The organism is Shewanella surugensis (assembly GCF_023284005.1).
GTDB classification, from domain to species: domain Bacteria; phylum Pseudomonadota; class Gammaproteobacteria; order Enterobacterales; family Shewanellaceae; genus Shewanella; species Shewanella surugensis.
Window position 1 is genome coordinate 23,193 of sequence record NZ_JAKIKS010000036.1, and the last position, 21,350, is coordinate 44,542.

The following is a 21,350-nucleotide window of genomic DNA, read 5'->3' on the forward strand; positions in this document are numbered from 1 at the left end:
TCAGTAAATAGTCGGTGTATAAATCAAGATTAGCTTTTTTCGTTAGACAAGAATACCAGATATGGTCTGCGTAACATCAGTTGCTAAGTACAATGCTGATAGTAAAATTAAATTTAATCTAATCTAATCTCTTTGGGTTTGATTCCCCGCAGCTTACTGCGTAAAAACCTTCAAGTGTTAGAATTGAGTGGATGAGCACATTTATTCATAAAAGTCACAATGTATCAGTTCTTATGTACCATATAGTTTGTCCGACAAAATACAGAAAAGCTGTTTTTACTGAGGAGGTAGATACAGAGTTGAAGAATATTTGTATTGATATATCAAATCGGTATGAAATTATTTTCATTGAGATAGGAGCGGACAAAGATCATGTCCATTTTCTTATACAGTCGGTGCCAATGTATAGCCCCAAAAAGATAGTACAGATAATTAAAAGTATTTCAGCTCGTGAAATATTAAAGAGATGTCCTGAAGTGAAAAAGCAATTATGGGGAGGGAAGTTTTGGTCAGATGGTTATTTTGTTAGCACAGTAGGAAAGAATGGTTATGGAGAAACGATCAAAAAATATGTAAAGAATCAAGGTAATGATGACTATAAACAGTTTCATAAACAATCGGTAGAGAAGAGTGAACAGTTGATGCTGTGGTGATCAATTAATACCCCGCAGCTTGCTGCGGGGATTTTTATTTAAAGAAGCACTTGCTTTAGCTGAAATAAACGGAGTTTCCAAAGCCGCAAAAGAACGGGGTATTCATGAATCACAAATCTATAGTTGGCGCGCAAAAACAGCCAAGAAAGTCAGTACTAGCCAGAGGGAAGCCCAGCTTGCCGCCGAAGTCGCTAAGCTTAAGCGTCAGCTTTCGGAGCAAGCAGAGGATTTAGCTATCTTAAAAAAGGCGGCCACCTACTTCGCGAAGAATCAAAAATAAAACGGTTTCAAGTTCATGCTTTAGCTCCAGCATTGCCGATAGATGTATGAAAATCAATAATATTTTTAAAAATAGCAAAAGGAGCTATGGCGCCATACGTATCCCAAAAGAACTTGATGATGAGCAATCGCATGGATCAATAAAAACGATTAGCGACAGTATGTGCAAACAAAATCTAGTGGCCAAGGATGCAAGAAAGTTCAAGACGACTGACAGTGATCATGCTTTACCTATCGCTGATAACCTATTGGATAGAGACTTTTCTGTTGGCGCTCCCAATCAAAAATGGGTGTAGGATATGACTTATCTGTGGACGAATGAGGGCTGTGTCTGTATTTAGCGATGGTCATAGACTTACACTCGCGTGGTGGGGTGGTCGATGAACAAGCGGGTGAAAGCGTCACTTGTGACTGATGCTCTAACCATGGTGCTGCTTAGAATGAGAAGTGATCCAAAAACGAGGATCTACACCGCAAAAAGTACTGCCGAAGGCAAATCAGTAAAAGAAATCTTACGATGTTTGAAAGGTTACATTGCCAGAGAACAGTTCCCTATTATCGTATATGATCTCTCGGTATTGACATAGGAACGTCAATGCCGTATTGGAAGTTTTTCATTCATTAAAGGTTGAAGCCATACAGTACGAGTCAATAATGAATCGTGATGAAATGCGAGCGGTAGTATTTAAATACATCGAAGTTGATTACAATCGAACAAGAAGACATAGTGCCAATGGATATGTTAGCCCGTTTAATTTTGAACTAAAGAAACTCGCTTAGCCGAGTGTCCAGTTTTGCTGTCAAGTATCAGATACCAACTGAGTCGTGACTCAATACCTTAAAACTGATTAATTCCTCCAATTTTGCTCAATTTAAACAATCATTACCAATGACGATACAGAAAATGGTCTAGATCGTAATTTGGTCGATTACGCGCGTTGATATCTTGTAGGATTCTAGGTATGTTATTGAATAGTAATGGCTGGCTATAGCTCTTAGCCCTTTTTTGTGTACGTAGGAACTTAGTTTTGAGAAAAATCTTAATATTTGGCAATTCAGGATCGGGTAAGTCAACGCTTGCCAAGGCATTGTGTCGATCAGACGGATTGTCACATTTAGACCTTGATACACTGGCGTGGGAAAGCAGCGTTCCCCCAAAGCGAAAGTCACTTGATGGATCAGGTAAAGCAATCCAGCATTTCATTCAATCGCATATTGGATGGGTGATTGAAGGCTGCTATACCGATTTATTAGAGATGGTATTGCCACATTCGACTGAGATCATATTTATGAATTTACCCATTGAAACTTGTATGAATAATGCAAAACAACGCCCGTGGGAACCCCATAAATATGAATCAAAAGCGGTACAAGATGCTAACTTAGATATGTTGATTGAGTGGATATCTCAATATAGCAAAAGAACAGATACTTTTTCTGAGCAATCTCATCGTGTGTTATATGAAGGGTTTCAGGGTAAAAAAGCGATGCGTGTCAGTAATGAAATAAATGTATAATAAATAAGGCCAAAGCTGGTGGACGCTTCTCGTCGTAGCTTAATGAATTAGGCACGCTTAAAGAGTATCGAGATACCTGCATGATAGATTTTTCTATTTGACCTCTTAGAGGCCCGCTCATTTTTTAATCTTTAAATAATGCCGAATATTGGCTGTTTGAATGGTTCGTTTAGGTTAATGTCTCTGTTGTTAATGGTTGCTCGGCTAAGACCAATGAACAGATTACATCGCAATATTTTATATTCACACACCAGAAACGATTATAGCGCCAAAAAGTAAGCTTTTAGCTAATCTATTCAGTATCATTCTCTTCATACCTCCTTATTATCTATTACATAAGTAATCAAGTAAATTTCAGTATGACTACTCAAATAGTTCTTTAAAGGAGAACAAAGACTTCTAATTTTCTATGTTTATTCTTGTTTGTGTTGCTAATAAGATAACCACATTAATAAAGCAAGACGCTTTATACAATAACGAAACAGTCATCAATAATACCAAGCCTGACTGAATTACACTTAATTAAACTTGGAGATTGACAATGAAGACCTTACAAACTTTTTCAGCACCAATAGGTCGTTTCTTTTTAGCCATCATATTCTTTATGTCGGGGCTAACGAAAATATCGCAATATACAGGCACACAAGGTTACATGGAAGCAATGGGAGTGCCTGGCTCTTTATTACCTTTGGTCATTTTAGCCGAGGCGGTGGGTGGCCTAGCGATTATATTCGGTTGGAAAACACAATATGCCGCCATTGCTTTAGCCGGATTCAGCATATTTTCAGCATTACTGTTTCATGTAGACTTTAGCAATCAAGCAGAAATGACTCACTTTATGAAAAACATTGCCATTGCGGGCGGATTTTTGACACTATTTGTTCACGGTCCGGGTACATTTTCCTTAGATAATCGAACGAGCAAAAAAACGGCTTAAGCCGTTTTAAACAAACAGTATTTTATTCGATAAGTCACGACTAAGCGAACAGCTGATGACGGCATCATCTCTCACTTAGCTCATTTTATATTAAAGAATTTTAGGAGATCACCATGGGATTATTAGTTGAAGGTAAATGGCAGAACGAATGGTACGACACCAAGTCGAGTGGCGGTCGCTTTGAGCGAAAAGCTCCCCGTTTTCGCAATTGGGTGACTAAAGATGGTAGCGCAGGTCTATCAGGGATCGGCGGTTTTAAAGCTGAACCTAACCGTTACCATTTATATGTCTCTTTAGCGTGTCCTTGGGCTCATCGCACTATTATCTATCGCAAACTCAAAGGATTAGAAGGCATGATATCAATGTCGGTAGTGAATGCTTTTATGGGTGATGAAGGCTGGACATTTGCACCCGGTGACGGCGTGGTAGCCGATCCGATTTTAAACGCTGTTAACGTTCATGAAATTTATACCTCAGCGCAAGCCGATTACACAGGGCGAGTCACAGTACCTATTTTATGGGATAAGAAAACCAATACCATTGTTAGTAATGAATCACCTGAAATTATTCGTATGTTTAATTCAGCATTTGATGCCGTTGGCGCATTAGCTGGTGACTTTTCACCAGCAGAATTATTAGCAGAAATAGATGAGCTAAATGCATTCATTTATCCAACGATTAATAATGGTGTGTATCGCGCGGGTTTTGCTACGACACAAGACGCTTATGATGAAGCGGTGGTTGAAGTATTTAATGCACTGGATACGTTAGAAGTGCGCTTAGAAAATCGTCGTTATTTAACCGGTAGCACGATAACCGAAGCTGATTGGCGACTATTTACCACGTTAGTGCGTTTTGATGCGGTTTATGTGGGTCATTTTAAATGTAATTTACGCCGTATCGTCGACTATCCAAATGTTTGGGGCTATTTACGCGATTTGTATCAAGTAGCGGGTATCGCAGACACCGTCGCTATGGATTATATTAAATCACATTACTACGGCAGCCACGAAACAATTAATCCAACACGCATTGTACCCGTTGGCCCTGAAATTGACTTTTATGCACCACATGGTCGTGAACCGTTATCAGCCGTTAATCAGTAGACTAGCAGCATAACAGTGAGGGAATAAGCTATGGGTAAATTAGTTGAAGGTCAATGGTTGAATGATGAGCAGTTGTTGGCATTGGAACAACGGCAATATGAAGACGCTAATGGACGATTCCAACGAGGCACCTCGGTCTTTAGAAATTGGATCACTGTGGATGGCAGTGCGGGTATTTCAGGTGTTGCAGGCTTTAACGCGGAGCCTAATCGGTACCACCTTTTTGCGGCATTAAATTGTCCTTGGGCACATAGAACGTTGATTTACCGTGAGGTTAAGAAGCTCGCACCGATTATTGGACTGTCATTGGTTACGCCGCTGAGAACAGATGATGGCTGGGTATTTAAAGCCGATGATGCACGTTTTACTGACGAACTCTATCAGCTTAACGCGATGCATGAATTGTATAGCAAAGCTGAGCCCCGATACACCGGCCGTGTAACCGTGCCTGTGTTGTGGGATAAACAGCAGCAAAAGATTGTTAGCAACGAATCGTCTGAAATAATCAGAATGTTTAACAGTGCGTTTAATCAAGTGACAGGTGATGATCAGGATTTTTATCCTGATGCGCTAGTCAAACAAATTGATGAGCTTAACGAACTAATTTACAACAATATCAATAATGGGGTATATAAAACGGGCTTTGCCCGAACCCAAGCAGCCTACGATGGATCGGTTATCAAAGTGTTCACGGTGCTAGACCAATTAGAGCAACGATTGTCGGATAATAAATACTTGTTAGGCGACAATATTACCGAAGCCGACTGGCGATTGTTGCCGACACTGGTGCGTTTTGATGTGGGTTATTACAGCGCCTTTAAATGTAATTTGCGAGCGATACGCGATTACCCACATCTTTTAGCTTATTTGCAGGATTTATATACTCAACCGGGTGTAGCAAGTACAGTGGATCTTGATATTTATCGAGCCGGTTATCACTCCAAAAGTCCGCTTAGAAACCCTCACGGTATTGTTCCTGTGGGCTTTGCAAGCACATTTAGCTCATTAAGCGATCACAGGTGAGTTAATACAGACAAGTAGGAGGCAGGCAATGACACCCTTGGTACAAGCTCATCCGTTTTAGCTTACTCATTCATGCCCAATATTGGGAAGACGCTTTTTGCTAAATCGATAGATATTGTGCCAACTTTCATGATGGACGCTCCTAATTTAACTGTATGGTTCACCATTAATTTGGCGCATTGACGCCTTATTTGGGAGCGTCCGTCACATCACTTCGAATTATTTGCCTAATTTATGCTTGTAAACTAGGCAATATAAGTTGTTATGATTAAAGATGTTATAACGATACCCGTGTCACTTCAAGATGCAGGATCCAGCTGGAATTAAACATTGTTACGGGCTCTGAAAACAGGCACTTTCAAGAAGTTTGGGTATAAAAAGAGTCAAAACTCATTATTATTGTGCGTTAATTTGCTGACCCGTTACGCCATTGGCATCATCACCCATCAGATAAAGGTAAGCGGGCATAATGTCTTCGGGGGTTTTGAGCGTTTGTGGATCTTCAGCAGGATAAGCGGTGGCGCGCATTTCTGTACGAGTAGAGCCAGGGTTAATAGTATTGACTCTTATGGCGGTATCTTCATACTCATGGGCTAAGAGCTGCATTAAGCCTTCTGTGGCAAACTTCGATAAAGAATACTCTCCCCAAAAAGCCCGACTCTTGCGACCGACACTGCTGGAAGTAAATAGAATGGAGGCATTGGGCGCCTTTTTCATGACAGGCAATAAGGCTTTGGTCATCATGATTTTGGCATAGACATTGACTTGCATGACGTCTTCAATAGAGCTCATTGAAATCTGCTCGAAGGGACCTAAAATACCCAGTAGACTGGCGTTATGCAATAATCCATCAAGGTGACCAAATTGCTCTTCGATAGTGTCAGCCATGTCTTTATAATTTTGCTCAGAGGCACCCTTTAAATCCAGCGGCACGATAGCGGGTTTTGGGTAGCCTGCTTGTTCTATTTCGTCATAAACGGCTTCAAGTTTTTTTACCGTTCTCCCCAATAAAATAACAGTGGCGCCATGCTTTGCAAAAGTGATGGCCGCTGAGCGACCAATACCATCGCCAGCGCCGGTAACCAGAATTGTTTTGTTATTGAGTAAATCTTTTTTAGCTTGGTATTCCAACATAAATCAATTTTTCCTAGTGAGTCTAAAGCGGATACTGTCTGTCATCGCCGACTAAATAAACAACTGTTTTAAACGTTTAAATGAGGCTGTCATATCCTAAGACTAAATGACAGTAACAAAAATGTAGCCAATTCAATGATTTTACGTTAAATTCTATTCTCTTTTGCTGAGTATAAGATTGACTTGGCACTGTTTAGCCCTATTTTACAGAATTTTGTGGCTAATTTCCTTTGGAAAATAAAATTATTACAACAAGATTTGGGAATTCAAGATGAAAAAACTCATGTTAAGTGTGGCGATAGCTTCAACATTTGGGCTAACAGCCTGCGGTGAAGATAGTAGTGATGAGGTAACAGAAAAAACAGAAATATTAACGCCTTGGTCTCAAATAGTTTTTGATCCCTCTACTGGTGCGATGGCATTACCGCATGATTTATTACTCAATGGGACCACTGATGGAACGTTAAACATTCCGGGTGAAGAATCGGGTGATTATACCGATCCCGCTATTGCTTTGGGGGCATTAGATGGTTGGTCAACCACGGCGCCGATTGCCATTAGTGTTGAGTTAGAAAATGATGCTGCTGGAGAGCCATTAACGATTTCTGCAGCGTCAGTGACGCTGCCTGGTGCAGTAAGAATGTTTGAAGCCGTCTCTGGTGGAGCTTTATCGAAAGTTGATGAGTGTAAAGAGCACGCGTCGATTACGGCTTGTCAAGTGGGTGATGAGTTAGTTTTTGGCGTTGACTTTGTGACCAGCGTCTCGGGTAATCAAATTGTTATTGTGCCTTTGAAACCTTTGAAGGAGCAGCAGTCTTATATCTATGCGCTAACCAGTTTAATTGAAGATTCTGCGGGTCAATCGATTGCGGCCTCTAAAACTTATGGTTTATTGAAGTTAGATATCGACGTTAATCCATTATCATCGCCTACACAGCTGGTTTTACAGCATATTGTGAATAGTTACGAGAAAGGCATGGCGGAGACGCATGGTGTTGATGCGAGTAGCATTACTTATTCTGCCTTGTTTACGACGCAATCTGTGACACCGGTACTTGAAACAACGAAATTGTTGATGGCGGATCTGACAGAAGGTAACCCTTATCAGCCAGCCCTGGTGTCAGGTCTTGAAGCTAAAGGCTATACCGTCGCACAAGCATTAGGGATGACGCCATCGGCAGATACGTCTTATTTATTAGCGGATGCTACTGATGTGTATAGCATGTCGCTTAAGTTACCCATTTATAGTCAATGTTCATCGGTGAAGTGTTTGGATGCTGATTTAAATCCGTTCATTAATGGCTATTGGACTGCGCAAGGAGATAGCCCTGTGGCTGTGCTATCTGCTATTAATGTTGGCACCTTGAGCCAAAGCAATTTTATTGCTCAGGCCAGTGCCTATGGTATTGATGGAACTGCTGCTTTAAGTGATCCTGCGTTACTTGCGGGTAAAACTTGGTTGTTAGATGATAAAACCTCGGTGGATCCTCTTAAGCATTTAACCCAATATAATCCTATTCCTGCCATTACAGGTTATGAAACGGTTAATGTGCAAATAACGATGCCGAATGTGGATAAAATGGTTGCATTAGGTCAAGGTGACTTTGCGATGCCGGCAGCAGGTTGGCCGACAACCATTATGATGCACGGTTTAGGTGGCGGTAAAGAAATGATGCTAGCAACCGCAGGCTCTTACGCTTACGCGGGGGGAGCGACGGTGGCGATTGATATGCCACTGCATGGGGAACGCTCGTTTGATGCCAATGACGATGGTATTTATGATGTTACTGCAACGGATGTGAGCTATGGCGCGATTATTGGTACGCCTAATGCTTTTATCAATGGCAATACTTTAGCCTTTATCAATGTGGGCAGTAGCTTAACGGCGCGTGATAACTTCCGTCAGGCGATTGTGGATAATCTGGCGTTACGTTTGAGTTTAACCGGTTTATCCATGGGATTGGCTGAAGCTGAACAACCGCAAATTTTTGATGTGAGTAATATCAGTGTTCTAGGGTTAAGTCTGGGGGGGATTGTGGGCACGAACGTAGCCAGTTACGCTAGTTCTGGTCTTGTCGATCCTAGTACCAATGAGGCGTTATCTAATGTTTATGCATTGAATGCCGCATCGGTTAGTGCACCAGCGGGTGGATTGGCGGGCAGTTTTGTTGGCTCTGCGACGTTCTCGCCAGCGCTCTATGCCACAGTGACGGCGGATGAGGCATTTATTGCATTAGTTACAGAGGCCAATGTATATGGCTTTGCAACGGACAGTGAAGAGTATAAGGCGGTATTAAATGCCGTTTATGAAGCGTTTATTCCAAGTTTCGCTTTTGCGGTGCAAACGGCGGTAGACAGTATTGACCCTATTAACGTTGCCGGCTATTTAGCCGCGTCAAAATTACCAGTGCAATTGATTGAAGTCGTGGGTGATGGCGCGGGCAACTTACCGGATCAAGTGTTACCGAATGCCGTTGCCAGTTTCCCATTATCGGGAACAGAGCCATTGATCAGTGCGTTAGGGCTAGCATGTGTCGATAGCACAACAGTAGGCTCGGGTGTGGTGCGCTTTATGAAAGGTCATCATAGTTCAATCGTTGATCCGAGTGAAAAAGCGGGGATCACCGATGGTGATGCGCTTGCGGCAACAGTTGAAATGCAAGCTGAAGTGATCATTTTTTCGAGCTCTGCTGCGAAAGGAGAGGCAACAATAGTGGTCAGTGATCCATCGCTGGTTCAAGCCTGTCAGTAAGTCATAATAAGATGTTATAAAAACCCGGCATCTGTCGGGTTTTTTTATTTTTGTTTAGGCTGTTACAATAGGCCAATATTTTGATGGTATATTTAAGTCATGTGACAATCCTGTCTTTTGCTCACTTAAATATATCCCTTTTTAGCATGTTGATTCGGAGCATATAGTGGAATTTTTATACGAGTATGGACTGTTTTTTGCGAAAACATTAACCTTAGTGATCGCTATATTGGCGGTTGTTATTGTTATTTTAGGCACGGCAGTCAAGCAGAAAAGCGGTAAAGGTGAGTTGAGCTTAACGAATATGTCTGAGCAGCTTCAATCGCTGAAGCATCATTTAAATGAAGACTTGATGTCTAAGAAGCAGTTTAAAGCGTATGAAAAACAGTTAAAGGAAACACAAAAAGAAAAAGATAAGGCAGAAAAATCGGATAAAGATGCGTCTCCTGAATCTAAAACGTTTGTGATTGACTTTAAAGGCAGTATTGATGCCCATGAAGTGTCGTCTTTACGAGAAGAGATCAGTGCTGTGTTAGCCATTGCTACTTCACATGATGAAGTACTGGTTAACGTTGAAAGTGGAGGCGGAATGGTGCACGGATATGGTTTAGCGTCCAGTCAGTTAGATAGAATACGACAAGCAGGGATCCCACTGTCGATTTGTATCGATAAAGTCGCTGCCAGTGGTGGTTATATGATGGCTTGTGTGGCCAATAAAATTTACTCAGCGCCTTTTGCCATCGTGGGTTCTATTGGTGTGGTGGCACAGGTGCCGAATTTTAATAAATTGCTTAAAAAACATGATATCGATTATGAACAGCATACGGCTGGTAATTTTAAGCGCACGTTAACGGTGTTTGGTGAGAACACCGATGAAGGTCGTGAGAAATTTCAGCAAGAATTAGAAGAAACACATGTGCTTTTTAAAGCTTTTATTGCGAAGTATCGACCTGAGTTGGATCTTGATAAAGTGGCTACGGGTGAGCATTGGTATGGCCAGCAAGCGATTGAATTGGGTTTAGTTGATGAGATTTCAACCAGCGATGATGTGATCATGACATTAGCCAATAATCGTAGTGTCTATAAAGTTCAGTATAAAATGAAGAAGAAATTATCAGATAAAATTGCTCATGGTGCGTCGCTTTCTGTTAATTCCATCATGAATCAATTTGCTGAGAAAAACCAACCGTTAAAATAATATGTTTTAATGTAAGCTGTTACCAAAAAACCACTCAACTCACTGAGTGGTTTTTTATTGAGTGAAATCAACTTAGTTTTTTGATTCAACCTTTTCGCCTCAGTCCGACGCCGATTAAGATGAGTAAACTCATTAATGTCATTGCGCCTGAGCCTTCACCTGAATTATCATTTGTTGCGGGTAGATCATTGTTATCTGAGTCGTCATCGACCGCAGGAGCCGAAGGATTAGGATTAGGATTGATTTCCTTGGTGGGGCTGTGAGGCTCTGTCGGATGGATTGGGCCGGAATTGTTGATGTCGCCAATGATCTGAATGCGTTGTGTATTACTGTCACTGACTAATATTCCATAACGCGTTCCTAGGGTGAAATCGGCGTAATGATCGCTCGATTGGGTATTAATGATGATCTGTTTATGCGTTTCACCCGCCAAGAAAGTCACCCTTTGATAAAGTGATTCAGGGTAATGGAAAGCGGCAATAGCGCTACCTGATTGAGTAAAAAGTTCAACTGAAATGTTTTGTTCGAGTACTTTAGGATCACCGATTTCATCAATCAGCTGTAGATTTAGCGTGGTACTGAGTTGTGATTGTTCAAGAGTGAGTTGAATATTCGCCAGAGCAGGCATGGATGGTGAAAAGGCCCCTAAATAGAACCGTGGGTCAAAGCCTTCTTTAGCAGGAAGGGACTCTTCTTTAACGAGCGCACTCAGCCAAGTCATGTCTTCAATGGACATGTCGACGGAGAATTGAGAAGGGCTGCACATTAATAACAGCATTGATTGGCAGGTTTCAGTGGGGGGATGATTAAGGGCGAGACTGTGTCCTAATAGATGAGCGAGCACACTGGGCATATGCATCAAGGCATCGGCATTGATACTGAGGCCTAAATGATGAAAGGCTGCACCATAAGGCTCATTGCTGGTGTCTTTTTCTTGGGTGATGAAAATAAGTTTATCGGCAAAATATTGCTGCAGAAGTTCTTTGGCTCTGGGGTCGTAGCGGCTTAAATGAGTGGGATCGGTTATTGATGAGAGAGGGGCGTCGATAATGGCGTTCATTAGGTTATGCAGGGCGTGATGATAACTGTCTCCTTGGTTGAGTAATTGAGATATTGCGTTATCTTCCCAGTCTAATATGGCGACCACATTATAGTGAATATTCACTAAATTATAGGCTGAATTTGCGGTGTTAAGTTGTTGGGTTAATAGGGCATGTAGCTTTTCCCTAGAGAGTCGATTCGGGTTGCTTTGGGAAAAGATCTCAGGTTCGACGACCACTAATAAGTCCACTTCTGCGTTACTGTTGGCGAGTGACGAGAAACTTAGCAGACTGAGTAAGAGTAAACGGTGACATAGGCTCTGAAAAGCGGGGGTTTTGTATAAAGTACCATAGACAAAAGAGTGGATAGGATGAATATGTTTTATGATGATATTGTGATATTGCGTGAAAAATGAGTCTGTGTTTTTTTGGTAAATAGTCTTTAAAATCAGACTGAGTTGTTGCATAAGCATCCCTATTAACCATTCTCGACTAACCGATTAATATCGGTGAGAAATCTATATCCAAGTCTAAGTATTGTTAAGGATGGCTATTTTTTCCATTTATTATCTTATGTATTAGTTATAAAGGCTGGTTTGGGGGCAGGAGAAAGTGATACTCGCACTAAAACGGGACACTCAATTAAGCGACTTTTTGTGGTTCATAATTTAACGGGCTTTGATACCCAATTGCACTATGCCTTCTTGTTCGATTGTAATCAACTTCAATGTATTCGAAGACAGCATGACGCATCTCGTTATGGGTCATTATTGGTTCATATTGGATAGCTTCAACTTTGAGTGAATGGAAGAAACTCTCAGCAACAGCGTTGTCCCAACAGTTTCCTTTTCGGCTCCCAGCTATAGATTTGTGATTCATGAATACCCAGCTCTTTTGCGGCTTTGGAAACCCCATTTCTTTCAGCTAAAGCAAGTGCTTCTTTCTTGAACTCATCTGTGTGTATTTTGCGTATTTTCTTTATCATCATATTATACCTCGGTTAGTGATTTTACTCACTTAGCCGAGTGTCAGAAAGTACTGCTAGGGATCACTATCATTCAAGAGGGAGCATTGATACTAATTGAGTGATGGCATGTTGAGTGGCAGGGACATTGATATTGGCTTTCGTGGCAAGTTCGATAAAGGAATAAAAAATATGTTGCATTTCGAGTGGTAAGCCTAAGTCGAAGTCTTGTTTCATACTAAAATAAACATCTTGATATTTTGGCGCATTAAAGCTGGCGATAATATCAACCATCATACTGGGTTTGATTGATACACCATAATAGAGGGCCACTTGGCGCACTTCTTCTGATAGCTGACCGATCATTGTTTGACTGGGTATATCTTGAGACAGTCCGTAAAGCGTCTGGTTGTAAATAATTGAAGCAGCATTACAGGCAATGTTGATCATCAGTTTAGGAAAGCGAACGTGATAGATACTGTTAACAGAATGGACATCTCTAAACACATGTTTAAATATTGTGGGTAACTGTAATGCATTACGAACATTCGATTTTAAGGCGGGATACGCAGTCGCATAAACAATATTGAGAAAGTCACTGTGTAAAATGACTTGGCCTAATTGATGTCCTTTGGTGAGCTTCACATTACTAATAGCCCCGACAATGGCATTACTGTTATTGAGTCGCTTTGCTAGCTCAGTTTCTGCGCCGATGCCGTTTTGTAAAATGATGAAAATTTTACCTTGTAAGTGTGAAACCCTATCAAAAACAAAGGTATTACTGGTGGATTTAGTGGTAATGAAAATAATATCGCCATCAAGTTGGCTAAAATCGCTGATGATTTCATCTATGGGGGCAGTAAACTGAGTCAATCCTGACACACAGAATTGCTCATGAGCCAGCAGGGGGCTGTCAGGCTTAACCAGTAGTTGTATTTGATACTGTTTACAGTTTAATAGCTTAGCGGCGATGTAACCGCCGATAGCACCAATGCCAATAATGGATATTTTCATTTGTTTTCAAAAAATTGTTTGATGAGCTTCTATCATCGCAAATATTGTTTTTATTCACAAATAAATCATTGTTCACGCAGAACGGTTCTATCTTCAACAAGTTGGAAGGACTGCCGTCTTAAGTACTCATCTAAGTCGTGAAGGTAGCGTTCTTCAGATTAACATGTTTGCTGTTCAGCATACTCAGCGCTAAAGGTTATGCTTTCGTCACTGCGTTTATCTCCATACTACTGAGTATAATGGGGACTGTTGTTATTTAGTTGCTGTTATTTAGTTGTTGTTATTTAGTTGTTGTTGTTTAGTTGTTGTTATTTGTTGGTAAATGCTGCATCTTTAGAAAGCTTAAGTATGAAAGCGATTGTCCTAAAGTGAATATGATTTCGATGTATTTTGGGATGTACCTCGAGATATAGAAGAGTATCGTGGTGATGTTTGTGTCTCTTTTTTATTTCACATTGTCTATGTGAGTGAAAGAAGGTTTTATGAAAATAGCGATAGCAGGGATAGGATACGTTGGTTTATCAAATGCCATTATTTTAGCGCAACATAATCAAGTGATTGCCTATGACATAGATGCAAATAAAGTGAATTTAGTGAATGATAGGCTTTCTCCGTTTAAGGATATAGAAGCCGAGCAGTATTTAGCGACTCAGTCTCTTAATTTAAGGGCGACTCAAGATAAGGTGCTAGCGTTTAAGGATGCTGAATATATTATCGTCGCCACGCCGACCAATTATGATCCTAGCACCAATTATTTTGATACCCATTTGGTTGAGTCGGTTATTGAGGAAATTATAGCGTTGAACCAAAATGCTATCATTATCATTAAATCAACAGTGCCAGTGGGTTTTACTAAACGATTAACAGAGGCATTAGGACATAACAATATACTCTTCTCGCCTGAGTTTTTACGTGAAGGTAAAGCGGTATTTGATAATTTATATCCTTCTCGTATCATTGTGGGTGAGCGTTCTGAGCGAGCACGCATATTTGCTGATTTATTGCAGGAAGGAGCAATAAAAAAAGATATTCCGGTGTTATTTACCGATGCGACTGAAGCCGAGGCAGTCAAATTATTTTCTAATACTTACTTAGCGATGCGAGTCGCTTATTTTAATGAATTAGATACTTATGCAGAATCTCATCATTTATCTTCCAAGCAAATAATTGAGGGAGTGGGGCTTGATCCTCGTATTGGGGATCATTACCATAATCCTTCTTTTGGTTTTGGGGGCTATTGTCTCCCTAAAGACAGTAAACAGTTGCTAGCCAACTATCAAGATGTCCCTAATAATTTGATCCGAGCGATTGTGGATGCCAATGTGACTCGAAAAGATTATATTGCACAGGCGGTTATCAATAAAGCTCCTGAAACGGTAGGGATTTATCGTTTGATCATGAAATCGGGATCTGATAATTTTCGAGCTTCTTCTATTTTAGGGATCATGAAGCGCATCAAAGCGAAAGGTATCAAGGTTGTCATATATGAACCCATTATGGAGGAAACTGAGTTTTTTCATTCACCAGTGATTGTGTCTTTAGTTGATTTTAAGGCGTTATCGGATGTCATCGTGTCTAATCGTATGGCTGAAGAACTGCTTGATGTACAAGATAAAGTCTATACCCGCGATTTATTTGGAATGGATTAACACTTGCTAGTGTTTCCTGATTACTTACATTACTCAGCCATTATAAACTCAAAGCTATTGCTCATTAAAATTGAGAAAAACTTATCAGTGTAATCGCTCATTTTTCGAATAGGCTTTATTATCGATAATTTTTTGGATTAGTTCATTTAGTTGGTTTTTATTTTCTTCTATCATCTGTTGTCCGTAGCGCTCTAATGTTTCGATATTTTGGGATGAAGTGTTAAATGCCGATACCGTATTCATATCGAGTATGGTATCAAAACGGTAATAATTGATGATGTTTGTGCCGGGTAAATTAACCATCGACTGCATGATAATATCGCTCGACTTTATATCAGCAAAACCAATTACTTTTAATAAATTGATATTCCATTGTAATATGCCCATTTGTGGTTTTATGCTGATAAAGTGATTATTGGCTACTGAGCCAGCTCCTAATGAAACAATGATATAGTGCTTATTTGGGTATAGTTCCTTAGCCGCTAACCAAGCGGGTATGGTCGGTGAGTCCATAAAGGTTGCGCCATCAATCAGTGTATATTGTACTGTATTATCTAAAGAGTAAATATCGGTAAAAGCATAAAGTGCAGGCATATTAGTTGCACCAGAGAGTATATCTTTCATGAAGAAATAATGTTGATGCTCCCAACTTTTAAAGAACATGGCTTGCATATGCTCAACATCGACAGCGGGGATCATTATGGGGACGAATGCCTCTTGCAGTGTAATTTGAGACAGATAGGTGTCCAATAGAGTATATTTTTTTCGGGTTGAATACTTGGGAGCGAGTAAGCCATCGAGAGATAAAATCGTATGTTTAATTGAAGACTCAAATAGGCCTTTACTGTGGTAACGATACATATTAAGAATCTGTGTTATGGGAAAACGAGCTTGATTATCTGTATTTTTTAGCGAGGTAAATCCGGCTGTGACTGCGCCACTCGATGTTCCAACAATTAAATCAAAAATGTCATGAATAGGTTGTTGTGCTTGAGACTCTATATATTGAAGTAGTTTAACAGGCAGTAATCCCATCATGCCACCGCCATCAATGCTTAAAATAAAAATTATTTTTTTATTTTTGTTGTTGTTGATATCGGCTATACGATGTGTAACAGGAAGAGTTTTAGTTATTGCTTCGTGGCGTGTGAATTGCGTGGAAGTTGAACTCAACTCTCCATAGAAAATAAATGAGATAAGAAGGATCAAACTGATTATGACCGAACAAGCAAATTTAAACACTGTTTGACTCCTTTCGTGAGTACAGATAAATCATCGATATTATTTCTGTTTGCAGTAGAAAAGTTGGCATTATTTATTGAATAAACAGGCTTGAATGAATAAAGCGGGTAGATAACAGGTTTGTAATAGGTATTTTATTAAGGCATTTCTTTCATTTTTATATCGAGAACTCATGGTTTTTTCTCCAAAGAGATAATGACTTGATTCTTGAACAATGTAGCATGTTATGAGTAATAATAAGGCTAACGTTGGGCTCATAAAGGAAAATAGAAGCGTACAGAAATACAGGGGCAATACATAAAAGCAACTTGCAGTGGCGATATGAGTTGAAGTGGTGTAATACAAAAAGAGGACATAAAATACAATGAATGTTCCCGAAAGAATATTTGAGTCGAAAAGTTGTAAGGATATTTGGTTTAAAAAACTAAATAGTGCAATGAGACCTAACGATATTGTTAAAGAATGAATGAGGAGGTTCGCTTTTTTTTGATGCGAGCTGATGAATTCCTTAGTGAGTTGTTCTATGCTCAGTTTCTGTGATGAAATATGCATATCTTTAATTTCGACAAATAGTACGCATAGATAAGCGAAAATATGTCCTAGCAGCAGTGGCCACCATTGGTCGCGGAAACTGGGATTCAGTAGCATACCAAGTAGAGCAATGATGGTGCCTGAAATCATAGGGTGAGGGATCGTGCCATAGGGGAATTTCTTATTTTCACCTGAAGTAGGCTGATTAAATTGTTTCCCAAAATAACAGGTTATTTTGCCAAGGCGATAATAGGCGAGTGTTGCAATACAGATACCTGTAAGAACCAATATTATTGAAAATAATTCAATACTCTCTAATCCATATAGGATGAATAATAAGCTAAATGAGAGTGTTTTAAAAAAGATCGCATCGCGGAGAAATTTTCCATAAATGACTCGACGGAATATATAAGAGTATAAATAAGTGCCGTAGTGAATAAAACTAACACTATAAATAAGGGGAGTTAAAGTCAGCTCTTGATTGAGAGAGGTTGAGATAAGAATTAATGTTAATAACCAGAGAGCGAAGAAACCGATATAGCTTTCAAAGAATTGCCACAGTAAGGTACAGGTGTTAATAATTCCTGACAACCCTTTGTTTTTTTTATTTTCTATGTTAATCGAATGAATGAAAGCGCTTCTTGCATAGGTGTTATAAAGGGTATTAATTTTCTTAAAAGGTGACATTAAGCAGTTAATGGATTTTGGTGCGAGAGAGAAATGTACTTTTAAAACAATGCGTTTATTATCTTTATTATCTTTATTATCTTTATTATCTTTATTATCTTTATTATCTTGTTCAGTACTGTTAATATCAATTCGATGTAGTGTTCGATTATAATCAAAAAAGAGCGCTTGGAAGGTTTCTAAAATGAAATGTTGATGCGCCATTGGAAATTGATTGATAACAGTTTGGTGTTGTTCAATGACAATGATACCTCGTAGTAAAGTGCATAAAGGGAATAGATAAAAAGGGCCATCAATGTGATTGGTAATAAAAACCTTATCGGATCCTTGTGCTTGTTTACTGGAGACATAAATTTCATTCATTGCATAGACAGGTTCAATGTTGAAACCTGGATAGTGTTGTTCAATAGCTTGGTAGATATCCTGAGTATTGGCAATGTGTTCAAATGCCTTGTAAATGGTATCATTTAACTGATTCATATATTCATGACTGCTACTTTGAGTATTGTTAATATTTTTACTATGTACGTAATGTTGTATTTTTTGAAAAGATAATACAAGCTGAGAATGATTGAGATCAACTTTGATATATTCCATTTTTTAAATCCAATATTAATTTCTTAGTCCAACTTCTGGCCAATGAAAAAAAAATAATGCCATAAACCACCATAACAAGAAATGCTCTTACTTTTACTTTTAGAAAATGTTTGGTGGAAGTAAGGGGAAAGGTGTCCCTCCATTTTGACATGAACGCCTTCCCAGATATCTCTTGTCATAGTATAGTTTGTATAATCAAAATCGACCACTGCGACTTGTCCTTTTGAATATAGCAAGGCATTGGCATCGTCAATTGCTTGTTTCCAATTATGATGAAACATAGATAAGCAATAAGAAAAGATGATTAAATCATAGCGCTCATTGATATTAAATGCGGACTTTTCAAATAGACATTCTTTAAATGTAATCGTGGAACAATTTGCTAATTTTTTTTTTGCTTTCGATAACATATGAGCAGAAGTATCTAATCCGGTTAGATGAGCATGTGGGTAGCGTTGGTGAATACGCAATAAGTTATAGCCGGTACCACACCCCACCTCTAGAATACGACATGAGTGTTGTTCTAGGTTTACATTGCGGATGAGTTGATTACGCCCAAAAAGAATGGGCCAACGGGAATAGTCATAGATCAGGGAATGGAATCGATAATAATTCTCTATGGTCTTTTTTAAAGCATTAGGCGACGTTGGCATGTGGAACTCTCTTTGTTATTCGTACCCCTAAATGTGTTGACCCATAAGTGCCAACTCTATCTTGTAAATGTAAGCTGTCGACTTTTATTTTTTGAGTTTCAAAATCAAAGTGTCGCTGGATAAATTCAGGTATAAACCAAGATTGATTACCTGCAGTTCGAATGAGGATGATTGAACCCTCATCTGTGTGCGCTAATATTGTTTGCCACTCTGAGCGTAAAGAGTCACTATCTTGATACATCCAATCCATATGATCGAGTAAAATCATGTGGCTATACACTGTGTTGGTTTGGTTTAAATATTCAGTAATGGTTGTGGTAAAAGTATGGACTCGATTGACTCGTTGCTTTATTTTTTTAAAATTTTCTTTGGCGAGATATTCTGGCTTTGCTATTTCTGAATAACAACCTAAGGCATAGACTCGCCAAAAATAATTGTCTTTAGTCGATATATTCATGGCGATATGGTCAACTTGTTGAATGGTAAATTCACCAAGATTATAGCTAAATTGGTCTTTAATAATTTGAACCTGAGCTTTAGGTACGCCCAATAGATGATAAGCCCAAGGTACTTTAAATAATAAGCGTGTGATGGGGTTCCAGATAACGGGACGGATTTTTGTTTTGTAGAGGCTACGCTGTTCTTCTAAAGTTTCAGCATGAAAAAAAGCTTCGAGGGCTTGACGTGAACCAGGGATGAATTTACTTATTAGATAAATAATGAATGCTGCGACGCCACTAGTTCCATAATAATAAAAGGAAGGGCGGAGACCTTTACCGTTAAGGAGTTTTTTATGTTTAAGCCAGAATTGATATTCTTGAGTGGGTAATTTACCTGTGGCATAGAGTTCTTGCAAAATATGTTCAAATTCAGGGTGAGAACCATGAAAGAAAAGCTTTTTTATATCTGAGAATTCCAGTTGTTCAAAGCTACTTTTTTTTAAATTTAAAAGCATATTTTGACATGGGTTTAAATCAATGCAGTCGATGTGCTTGGGATCGTCAAGTAGATAGTTCAATGCATTACAGCCCGCACTAGTAATGGTCAATATATTGGCATTTTTGTCAATATTTAATAGCGCTCGATCAATTCTAGCATCTTCCCATACTGCATTATAAACAATATGTTGACTAGTAAGTTTTTTAAAGAAATAGCTCATAAAATTATGGTAGCCTGTTGATTATTTTATATAAGAAAAAAGGTAGTGCCATGATAAAAATTTAAATTGGTACTACTCTACTTTTACCTTTGATGGATCAGCCTATCTTTTTTCAATTTCCCTTTGGCTGTAAATGTCTATTTACCTCTTTCCTTTAATAACCCTACTAATATAGGCTATGTGTCACAATTACCTAAAGGTATTGATTTGAGAGAGCTCTTTTCGGTTATTGCTGAGATCTGGGAATAATCAGGGATATCTTGATAAATGGTATTGTCCTTCTACACTCTATAAATGGAATTGTTAGTACTATTAAGGATATTTTTTGACTCGGATTGATGGTACTGTTTCAAGTTATAAACGTAATATTATTATTACTATTATCATTTTGACTGTGGTGGTAGTGAGTCTTTATTTCATTAAATCCATTCTAGTAGATAAAAAGCAGCAAGCCAGCCTGAAAACCTCTCTACCCGTTTCTGTGATAATTGATAAAGTGAAGATTCAGCTTTGGGGGACAGAGCTTTTTGCTGTGGGGACAGTGCAATCTTTTGAAGGGATCACGGTTAAAGCGCAAATGACGGGGCGGATCACTCAAATGGTGGGGCAATCGGGTACCCAAATAAAGCAAGGCGATTTGTTATTTCAAATTAACCCTGAAGTCTTGAAAGCCGAGCTTGCTGAAGCTGAGGCTAAATTGGAAAGTAGTCAATTTGAATATCAACGCTTGCAGCAGCTTTATAAAAAAGGAGCTGTGTCAGAAGAAAAGCTTATTCAAGCAAAAAGCCAATATCATAATGATGAATCCGCTTTAGCCACCACGGGACAGAAGTTAGCTTTGGCGAGCAATATTGCCGAGTTCGATGGCGTGTTGGGATTAACGCAAGTGGAAGTGGGCGATGAAGTGACTATTGGCGATGTGTTAGCCACGTTGCAATCTCAAACACGATTACGGGTCGAATTCTCTGTTCCACAAAAATACCGTACTCGGATCAGAGTGGGTGATGATGTCAATGTGATGAGAGAATTAATATATCAAGCTGAGTTAGGAGAAAGAGTGCCTAATTTTAATACTGTTCCTCACTATTATGTGGCAAAAGTATACCTGATTACCCATAAAGCTCAGCCATGCTTAAATACTTCTGTGGCATAGGAGCAGTTCGTAGTGCGACATACATAAATCGTGGCAACATGTCTTCAAGCGAGAACCTTCGA

Annotated in this window: 17 protein-coding genes and 3 pseudogenes; 10 read left to right on the forward strand and 10 right to left on the reverse strand. The window is 39.3% G+C overall.

The annotated features are described in order from the left end of the window. Positions 1-191: 191 nt before the first annotated feature. The 6 genes and pseudogenes from tnpA (at position 192) to L2764_RS10985 (ending at position 5,515) form a co-directional block, all read left to right on the forward strand. On the forward strand, positions 192-653 hold the full coding sequence (tnpA, locus tag L2764_RS10950; protein WP_248940255.1) for an IS200/IS605 family transposase: 462 nt from the start codon (positions 192-194) through the stop codon (positions 651-653). A 7-nt stretch (positions 654-660) separates the two neighbouring features. Further along, positions 661-1,712 (forward strand): annotated as a pseudogene (locus tag L2764_RS28220) (DDE-type integrase/transposase/recombinase). Positions 1,713-1,960: 248 nt separating this feature from the next. Next, positions 1,961-2,449: a P-loop NTPase family protein gene (locus L2764_RS10970; protein WP_248940258.1), complete on the forward strand. Its 489-nt coding sequence runs from the start codon at positions 1,961-1,963 to the stop codon at positions 2,447-2,449. Positions 2,450-2,990: 541 nt separating this feature from the next. Then, entirely contained in the window at positions 2,991-3,386 is a 396-nt protein-coding gene (locus L2764_RS10975; RefSeq protein ID WP_248940259.1) for a DoxX family protein, read from the forward strand. Positions 3,387-3,499: 113 nt separating this feature from the next. Next, a complete protein-coding gene (locus L2764_RS10980) occupies positions 3,500-4,492 on the forward strand; it encodes a glutathione S-transferase family protein (protein WP_248940260.1) in 993 nt (330 codons plus the stop codon). Positions 4,493-4,522: 30 nt separating this feature from the next. After that, complete coding sequence (locus L2764_RS10985; protein WP_248940261.1) at positions 4,523-5,515, forward strand: glutathione S-transferase family protein; 993 nt, start codon at positions 4,523-4,525, stop codon at positions 5,513-5,515. 396 nt (positions 5,516-5,911) lie between these two features. On the opposite strand, the gene L2764_RS10990 is transcribed toward L2764_RS10985, so the two are convergent. Further along, positions 5,912-6,649: a YciK family oxidoreductase gene (locus L2764_RS10990; protein WP_248940262.1), complete on the reverse strand. Its 738-nt coding sequence runs from the start codon at positions 6,647-6,649 to the stop codon at positions 5,912-5,914. A gap of 271 nt (positions 6,650-6,920) precedes the next feature. Between L2764_RS10990 and L2764_RS10995 the strand changes: the two genes are divergently transcribed. Next, positions 6,921-9,401, forward strand: a complete 2,481-nt coding sequence (locus tag L2764_RS10995) for a VolA/Pla-1 family phospholipase (RefSeq protein ID WP_248940263.1) — start codon at positions 6,921-6,923, stop codon at positions 9,399-9,401. A 166-nt stretch (positions 9,402-9,567) separates the two neighbouring features. Next, complete coding sequence (gene sohB, locus L2764_RS11000; RefSeq protein WP_248940264.1) at positions 9,568-10,599, forward strand: protease SohB; 1,032 nt, start codon at positions 9,568-9,570, stop codon at positions 10,597-10,599. 85 nt (positions 10,600-10,684) lie between these two features. Here sohB and L2764_RS11005 read toward each other — a convergent pair whose 3' ends face one another. From L2764_RS11005 to L2764_RS11015, 4 genes and pseudogenes are all read right to left on the reverse strand, one after another. Beyond that, positions 10,685-12,106 carry an SVAGG family GlyGly-CTERM protein gene (locus L2764_RS11005; RefSeq protein ID WP_248940265.1) on the reverse strand — a complete coding sequence of 474 codons (1,422 nt, stop codon included), beginning with the start codon at positions 12,104-12,106 and terminating at the stop codon, positions 10,685-10,687. 175 nt (positions 12,107-12,281) lie between these two features. Beyond that, positions 12,282-12,494 (reverse strand): annotated as a pseudogene (locus L2764_RS11010) (IS3 family transposase); the annotation flags it as partial. Continuing rightward, positions 12,457-12,627: a transposase gene (locus tag L2764_RS28225; protein WP_376708403.1), complete on the reverse strand. Its 171-nt coding sequence runs from the start codon at positions 12,625-12,627 to the stop codon at positions 12,457-12,459. The gene L2764_RS28225 and the pseudogene L2764_RS11010, both read right to left, overlap by 38 nt. A gap of 66 nt (positions 12,628-12,693) precedes the next feature. Beyond that, entirely contained in the window at positions 12,694-13,617 is a 924-nt protein-coding gene (locus tag L2764_RS11015) for a ketopantoate reductase family protein (protein ID WP_248940266.1), read from the reverse strand. A 482-nt stretch (positions 13,618-14,099) separates the two neighbouring features. Between L2764_RS11015 and L2764_RS11020 the strand changes: the two genes are divergently transcribed. Continuing rightward, positions 14,100-15,266, forward strand: coding sequence for a nucleotide sugar dehydrogenase (locus L2764_RS11020; protein WP_248940267.1), 1,167 nt, complete (start codon positions 14,100-14,102; stop codon positions 15,264-15,266). Between the two features lie 84 nt (positions 15,267-15,350). On the opposite strand, the gene L2764_RS11025 is transcribed toward L2764_RS11020, so the two are convergent. The 4 genes from L2764_RS11025 to L2764_RS11040 all read right to left on the reverse strand — a co-directional run bounded on the left by L2764_RS11025 (position 15,351) and on the right by L2764_RS11040 (position 20,135). After that, positions 15,351-16,508 (reverse strand): patatin-like phospholipase family protein, encoded by a 1,158-nt coding sequence (locus tag L2764_RS11025; protein WP_248940268.1) that lies wholly within the window; start codon positions 16,506-16,508, stop codon positions 15,351-15,353. A gap of 69 nt (positions 16,509-16,577) precedes the next feature. Continuing rightward, complete coding sequence (locus L2764_RS11030) at positions 16,578-18,323, reverse strand: methyltransferase (RefSeq protein ID WP_248940269.1); 1,746 nt, start codon at positions 18,321-18,323, stop codon at positions 16,578-16,580. Between the two features lie 23 nt (positions 18,324-18,346). Beyond that, entirely contained in the window at positions 18,347-18,976 is a 630-nt protein-coding gene (locus L2764_RS11035) for a class I SAM-dependent methyltransferase (protein ID WP_248940270.1), read from the reverse strand. Then, a complete protein-coding gene (locus L2764_RS11040; protein ID WP_248940271.1) occupies positions 18,960-20,135 on the reverse strand; it encodes a BtaA family protein in 1,176 nt (391 codons plus the stop codon). The genes L2764_RS11035 and L2764_RS11040 overlap by 17 nt, the downstream gene beginning before the upstream one ends. Positions 20,136-20,460: 325 nt before the next feature. Between L2764_RS11040 and L2764_RS11045 the strand changes: the two genes are divergently transcribed. After that, a complete protein-coding gene (locus L2764_RS11045; protein WP_248940272.1) occupies positions 20,461-21,288 on the forward strand; it encodes an efflux RND transporter periplasmic adaptor subunit in 828 nt (275 codons plus the stop codon). Here L2764_RS11045 and L2764_RS11050 read toward each other — a convergent pair. Continuing rightward, positions 21,245-21,350, reverse strand: a pseudogene (locus tag L2764_RS11050) (IS1595 family transposase); the annotation flags it as partial. The gene L2764_RS11045 and the pseudogene L2764_RS11050 sit on opposite strands and share 44 nt — an antisense overlap.